Raw genomic sequence first — 5,349 nt, 5'->3', positions numbered from 1 at the left:
CTCCCTCACATATGTGGCACTACGAGCCAGACACACCCGGCCCGCAACCCACGGTCTATGCGATCGGGAGGCCCCAGCTCAATACCCCATAGCGTCTAGTCTCATGGTGCGTACTATGCAAGCCCTCGGCCCGCATGCCCTCCCGGGCTAGCGTTCAAGCATGGATAGCGAATCGGCACTGCGACGGGCCAAGCACCCACGCACCATCCTGGCGGGCCCTTACGGGCATCCGTTTCACCCGCTACTCGTGACCATCCCGATCGGCGCGTGGACGGCGAGTATCGTCTTCGATATTGCCGCCGGTGCGACGGGCGACGTTGCCTTCGCTAGCGGCGCAACCTGGCTAATCGGGATCGGACTTGTGGGCGCGATGCTCGCGGCCGCCGCCGGTCTCATGGACCTCGCCGCGCTCAATCGCGGCACGCGGGCTCGCCATATCGCGCTCACGCACATGTCGCTCAACCTCGCGGTCATCGTTCTCTTCGCGATCGGATTCGCGATTCGCCTCTCCGACGCAGTGAGCATCGTCGGCGTAGTGCTGAGCGTCGTCGCCCTCCTCCTGCTCGCGGCATCCGGATTCCTCGGCGGAGAACTCGTGTTCCGACACGGCGTGCGAGTCGCGGACGAGACGACGCAGCGGAAGGCGTTCGAACACTGAGCGTCGTCGTCACCGGCGCCTCGAGCGGGATCGGCCGCGCCACCGCACTCGCCCTAGCTCGCCGCGGAACACGGCTCGTGCTCGCCGCACGCAGCGCCTCGAGCCTGGACGAGGTCGCGGCTGAATGCCGCTCGCTGGGTGGCGAGGCGATCGCCGTGCCAACCGACGTTGCCGACCCGGACCAGATCTCGCTTCTCGCCGCGACCGCGATCGAGAGGTTCACCAGCATCCGCGGCTGGGTCAGCGCGGCCGGAGTGTACGCCGCGGGCAGCGTGGAAGAGACCCCCGACCGCATCTTCCGCCGAGTGCTCGAGGTCAATCTGCTTGGCCAGGTGTATGGCGCTAGAGCGGCGCTGCCGGCCCTGCGGCGCACGCGCGGCACGCTCGTGCTGCTCGGCTCGGTCTTCTCGCGCGTTCCGGCGCCAATGGTGTCGGCGTACGTCGCGAGCAAGCACGCGGTGCTCGGATTCGCAGAGTGCCTGCGTCTCGAGCTACTCGGCTCGGGGGTGCGCGTGTGCACCATACTGCCCTCGACGACCGATACTCCCATCTATATCCACGCTGCGAACCGCACCGGGCGAGTCGTGCATCCGATGCCCCCTCTCGTCTCCCCCGACCGGGTCGCGGCCGCCATAGTGCGCCGACTTGAGCATCCGCGCCCCACTACCGTTGTCGGGCGCACACAGGGACTCGGAATACCCCTCCGGCTGCTCGCGCGACCGCTCTACGATCGACTAATCGTCGCGGGTATGATGCACCTCGGACTTCGGGCCGACGGCATCCCCGACTCCGACGGCACCGTGTTCGAGCCCGATCCTGCTTCGAACACGGTAGACGGCGGATGGCGGCAGCGCGGCGGACCATCTAACGAACAATGACTGCGCTGGATGCAATCGACTGGCATGCCGCTTAGTCGGTATCCGCGTCGTCATCATTTTCCGTGACGGTCCGGGTGCCAACATTCCCCACCGAACTTTGGTGTCGTCTGCTAAGTGCTCGCTTGGGGTGACTTTGTCAGGCGCAAACGAGAAGTGCAGCAAGGCGCCGCCCTCAGGAGAACTGGTCTGATCGCACCCGGTCTAGTGAGCACGCACGTAATTCAATCCCTCTGAACGGGAATGCTCGCGGTATGCGGGGACGGCTCAGATGGCTCAGTGGGCTCCGGGACTATACGCAGCCCGTCGATATCGTTGGCTGTTTGCATCAGCGCGTCAAGCCATATCCGGTTGATTACGGGCACCCTGCTGCCCTCGAACCTGAACTGGATCAATACTGTCGCGTTGAGCCATACGGTCGAGCGACCACTTCCCGAGGTGGGCTCGAACTCGAACGTGAAAGCGAAGCCCTCGTGTCGACGCAACTTCGTCAGCATGACGACCTTCAGGTGAGCCAAGACCCGGTCATCGATACGCACCGATTCAGGAGGGCTCCCAAACAGAAAGTGACCCATCGCACATCCATCCCAATACACAACGCAACGCCTACGCCGCTCGCCCAGATTACTTGACGGTCGATCTGGGACCCGCATGATCTACTAGAGCAGCCATTCCTCCTCTGCAATCGACTGGGCGGGAGGGGTTGGCTCCTCAATCTCGCGCGTCTCCAGAAACACGGGCAGGCCTGGCGTGATCAGGGCAGCGAGCGTAGTTCCTTCCACAGGGATGTCGACCATGGCTCCGCCCTCGCGGGTAGCCATAGTCAGTCGGGCGCGGAGGCCCGCAAGATCAGTTGTCGAGGGGAGATAGAAGAGTTTGGTGCCGATCGACAAGTACGCCGCTTGCATGATTTTCTCCGATGGGTTCCTTGCCACGCTACGTCGGAAATTGCGACCCATGTGGGCTTGCGGAAAGCGGGATTTCCCCCGTCCGCAAGTCCGGGGGCGGATGACGGGCAGGGTCAAGCCCCTTTCAGGATTACCGGCGGTGTGCGCACGATGAGGTATGAACAGTGCAGAGATCCTTTTGACTTGGCCCGAGGAGGCGCGGGAGGCGGCTCAGCTGGTGGTGGATAGATACGGTGAACCGGACGAGGCTCAACCGTCCCAGTTGGTGTGGTTCGAGGTTGGTGAGTGGAAGCGCGTCGTGGCCACTAGGGAGTTTTGGGAGCATCAGTTCCCTGCCCCTCACCATGATTCTGTGGAGTCGGTCATTGACTATCGGGTACCGCCGGAGATGTTTAGCGCTTTGGCTGAGTTCGATGGCAGCGTTGTCGCCCGGCGGACGATGGGTGAGATGGCGGCCACGTGTCATGATGAGGAGGCGAACCGTTTGGCTCTGAACCTCGCCCACGAGATTGTCACGGGTGATCGTGATGTCACCGATGCGCGGGCGTATTACTCGACGGAGTTCGTCGATGCTCGCCGGAAGGCACCTACCCCCTACATGGAGAAGCTCAACTTCGTGCAAGCGGGCCAAACTGTCGATGCCGACATCCGCACCATCTCCGAGCTTGAGTTGCAACAGGCCGCCAAGGAGGGCGAAGCATGAATTCTTTGGCGCCCGATCCCGCTAGGCCATCCGTTGACCATAGCGACCTTCCGCTTCCGGACTTCGATCACGTGCTGATCGGTCATCTTCCCTCGAGGATCGCCTCACTCGATGAGGCTTCCGTGGCCCAGCTCATCGCCTATGAGCAGCAGCACGGTCACCGCTTGCCTGTGCTGCGAGTGCTCGAGAACCGTGTGGAGGCACTGCATCAAGGTGCGCCCCCCAGCGATTCCGAGCTGGCATCCGGTATGCCTGAGAGCGCCATCGGCCCGAACCGCGGCTCGAAGGTGAGCCCGGCGACGGCGGGGCCGCCGATTGATCCTGCAGTCAATAGCATCCTCACCAACCCCACGCAGCGATAGGAGTCAGCCGTCTCGCTCCCGGGATGGCGAAAGGCTCCGGTGGTACGAGACCACTGGAGCCTTCCTGTGCAATCGTGGTTTTCACCTCTCTTGCACTATCGACGCTACGCCCGCCGACCCGCAGCGCACAACCCCTAAAGGCCTTGGCGGTAGGTCGGATAATCGGGGTACCGGTAATCGGGCCCCCAGAACGGTCCGTACCCGTAGTAGCCCAGGATGCTCCCGTAGGTTTCCCGTTCCCGCACCAGGTCGGGATCGTAGGCTGGTGCGCCGGCGACGTGTTCGCGGGTCTGGTCGATCCACACTTCGTCGCCGGTGATGGAGGTGATGGCATCTACCGGGATGAAGGTCTTGTCCTGGCCGATGCCCAAGAATCCTCCCGACGCGACTTCGATGAAATGGACCCTGCGCTCGGTCTCATCGACGAGCAGATCCTTGACCTTGCCGATATCGGCGCCGTCCTTATCTTTGACGTCGCGTTCGCGAATGTCCTCATCCCGGTTGGCAACCGTTTCGTCGGTTTCGCTGAGCTTAACCAGCAGGCCTGTGTCAGATGTTTCCATGATTCGTTCTCCTTCTGTCTGTTGGGCGATGGTTATGTGCGGGAGGCGCCAGGTTCGGAGATGTACTCGACGAGGTCGCCGATCCGGTCATCCGGCAGGCTGCGTGCCGCGTCGGCCTGGGTGAGCATGCCGACCAGATCGTGGCCATCGATCACCGGCAGCCGCCGAACCTTGTGCTCTTTCATGGTCGCCAGCGCTTCGCTGACGTCGTCGTCGGCACCGATAGTGACGGGCTTGCCCTGAGCGAGCTCCCCCGCCGTCACGGTCATGGGATCGCCGCCCTCCGCGATGCAGGCGACGACGATGTCCCGATCGGTGAGCATCCCCTTGAGGCGGTTGTCTTCCCCGCAGATGGGCATCGATCCGATATCGAAGTCGCGCAGCTTGCGGGCGGCGTCCGCGAGTGTTTCGTTCTCGCCGATGCACTCGACGCCGGCGGTCATGATTTCGCGTGCAGTGGTCACGATGATCTACCTCCTCGATTAGTTCCGGCCGTACCTGGCCGGACCGCTCTCTTGAGTGAGATCCACACACTTGGACAGTCAGCTGCCGGCGAGAACGGAAATGAACTGTTGCCCTCTCCACGCTAGGCGCGCGTCCACGGGGTGTCGAAGAATCCATACCCCCTAGCACATTGAAGCGAAAGCGGGTAAGCACGAAGGCGTGACACAAACGAGAGGCGGATTCGATGCCCACCTGCGATAGCTGCGGCAATGACTACGACAAGACGTTCACCATCACCAGAGGCGATCAAAGCAGTACCTTCGACAGCTTCGAGTGCGCGATCCACCTGATGGCACCGGTGTGCGCGCACTGCGGCTGCCGGATCTTGGGCCACGGAGTCGAGACCGACGCTGGCATCTACTGCTGCGCGCATTGCTCGCGCCAAGAAGGTCACACCGAACTGGTTGACCGAGTTTAGAACGCTCGAACCCCGATGGGCCCAGTCTGCCTCCTCGCCATGGCGTGGTCGTTGACCTAGGTTCGAAGTATGGATAAACGAGACGACGAAGTTGTAGACCAGTCTGCCAAGAACGCCACTGAAACGGCACCCACACCCGAGCCAGACCTGGCTCCCCCTCTTGAGCCGGGACCAGATGACGAGCTCAGCAATCCTGAGCCTCACCCCGATACCGACCCCGAAGAAGACCCCTCTCCCCTGCAAGGACCCGGCGCAAGCGCCTAGGCCGTGTTGAATAAGTCGGTGTTGATCCAGATCAACGTGGCGGCAAGGGTGATACCGGCTTGGTAGTTGCGGGCCGTCTTGTCGGAGCGCATGG

Annotated in this window: 7 protein-coding genes; 4 read left to right on the top strand and 3 right to left on the bottom strand. The window is 62.7% G+C overall.

The genetic code is table 11. The features are described 5' to 3' along the window. Window positions 1–160: 160 nt before the first annotated feature. On the top strand, window positions 161–658 hold the full coding sequence (locus tag E3T33_RS03270; RefSeq protein WP_092325333.1) for a DUF2231 domain-containing protein: 498 nt from the start codon (window positions 161–163) through the stop codon (window positions 656–658). Further along, on the top strand, window positions 571–1,536 hold the full coding sequence (locus E3T33_RS03265) for an SDR family NAD(P)-dependent oxidoreductase (RefSeq protein ID WP_134574736.1): 966 nt from the start codon (window positions 571–573) through the stop codon (window positions 1,534–1,536). The genes E3T33_RS03270 and E3T33_RS03265 overlap by 88 nt, the downstream gene beginning before the upstream one ends. Before the next feature lie 656 nt (window positions 1,537–2,192). Here E3T33_RS03265 and E3T33_RS03255 read toward each other — a convergent pair. Beyond that, complete coding sequence (locus E3T33_RS03255) at window positions 2,193–2,441, bottom strand: hypothetical protein (protein WP_092325339.1); 249 nt, start codon at window positions 2,439–2,441, stop codon at window positions 2,193–2,195. 157 nt (window positions 2,442–2,598) lie between these two features. Here E3T33_RS03255 and E3T33_RS03250 point away from each other — a divergent pair, with 157 nt between their 5' ends. Together E3T33_RS03250 and E3T33_RS03245 are read left to right on the top strand one after the other, a co-directional pair. Continuing rightward, the gene (locus E3T33_RS03250; protein WP_134574735.1) at window positions 2,599–3,144 is read left to right on the top strand and encodes a hypothetical protein; all 546 of its coding nucleotides are present in this window, start codon (window positions 2,599–2,601) and stop codon (window positions 3,142–3,144) included. Continuing rightward, window positions 3,141–3,506: a hypothetical protein gene (locus tag E3T33_RS03245; RefSeq protein WP_092325343.1), complete on the top strand. Its 366-nt coding sequence runs from the start codon at window positions 3,141–3,143 to the stop codon at window positions 3,504–3,506. The genes E3T33_RS03250 and E3T33_RS03245 overlap by 4 nt, the downstream gene beginning before the upstream one ends. Before the next feature lie 134 nt (window positions 3,507–3,640). On the opposite strand, the gene E3T33_RS03240 is transcribed toward E3T33_RS03245, so the two are convergent. Then, window positions 3,641–4,069: a PRC-barrel domain-containing protein gene (locus E3T33_RS03240; RefSeq protein WP_134574734.1), complete on the bottom strand. Its 429-nt coding sequence runs from the start codon at window positions 4,067–4,069 to the stop codon at window positions 3,641–3,643. A 32-nt stretch (window positions 4,070–4,101) separates the two neighbouring features. Continuing rightward, a complete protein-coding gene (locus E3T33_RS03235) occupies window positions 4,102–4,533 on the bottom strand; it encodes a CBS domain-containing protein (RefSeq protein WP_092325347.1) in 432 nt (143 codons plus the stop codon). Between the last annotated feature and the right edge of the window lie 816 nt (window positions 4,534–5,349).

Source organism: Cryobacterium sp. TMT1-2-1, from assembly GCF_004403955.1.
GTDB lineage: Bacteria > Actinomycetota > Actinomycetes > Actinomycetales > Microbacteriaceae > Cryobacterium > Cryobacterium psychrotolerans.
This window is presented reverse-complemented; position numbering and strand designations above follow the sequence as displayed.

Coding starts and splice junctions, on each gene's coding strand:
- E3T33_RS03250 (WP_134574735.1), top strand. CDS start 2,599: ATGAACAGTGCAGAGATCCTTTTGACTTGGCCCGAGGAGGCGCGGGAG.
- E3T33_RS03270 (WP_092325333.1), top strand. CDS start 161: ATGGATAGCGAATCGGCACTGCGACGGGCCAAGCACCCACGCACCATC.
- E3T33_RS03255 (WP_092325339.1), bottom strand. CDS start 2,441: ATGCAAGCGGCGTACTTGTCGATCGGCACCAAACTCTTCTATCTCCCC.
- E3T33_RS03240 (WP_134574734.1), bottom strand. CDS start 4,069: ATGGAAACATCTGACACAGGCCTGCTGGTTAAGCTCAGCGAAACCGAC.
- E3T33_RS03245 (WP_092325343.1), top strand. CDS start 3,141: ATGAATTCTTTGGCGCCCGATCCCGCTAGGCCATCCGTTGACCATAGC.